This is a genomic window from Oleiphilus sp. HI0043 (assembly GCF_001634935.1).
The window spans coordinates 1-691 of the sequence record NZ_LWEY01001671.1 but is presented as its reverse complement, the minus strand read 5'-3'; the positions used below and the strand labels follow the sequence as shown (position 1 = coordinate 691).

At 47.8% G+C, this 691-nt stretch carries 1 protein-coding gene; it reads right to left on the bottom strand.

The genetic code is table 11. The features are described 5' to 3' along the window. The coding region (locus A3729_RS25420) for a PEP-utilizing enzyme (protein ID WP_255376411.1) at positions 1-691 on the bottom strand (691 nt) is incomplete at both ends.

The window sequence follows — 691 nt, the reverse complement described above, 5'->3', positions numbered from 1 at the left end:
GGAAGGTTTCAGAAATATAGCGCGATGCACCACGGAAGCCGAGCATCGGGTTTTCTTCGTCTGGTTCATATAATGTGCCACCGATAAGGTTGGCGTATTCGTTAGACTTAAAGTCTGACAAACGAACAATCACACGTTTTGGGTAGAACGCCGCAGCCAGTGTCGAAATACCTTCAACCAGCTTATCGATATAGAAATCAACCGGAGAGGCATATCCACTGATACGCTGCTCGACTGTTTGCTTAAGGTCAGGCGGCAAGGTGTCAAAGTTCAGCAAGGCCTTAGGGTGCACACCAATCATTCGGTTGATAATAAACTCTAGACGAGCCAGACCAACACCTTCATTTGGCAGTGCCCTGAAGTCGAAAGCCCTATCAGGGTTTCCGACATTCATCATAATTTTCAAATCCATATCAGGCATCGAATCGACAGAGTTTTCTTTCAACTCAAAGTCGAGTAAGCCTTCATAGATAAATCCGGTATCACCTTCTGCACAAGAGACGGTTACTTCTTGCCCATCGCGCAATACATCACTGGCATCACCACAACCAACAACAGCAGGAATCCCGAGCTCACGCGCAATAATCGCAGCATGGCAAGTACGGCCACCACGATCTGTCACGATAGCTGAAGCACGCTTCATTACCGGCTCCCAATCCGGATCAGTCATGTCTGTAACGAGTACATCACC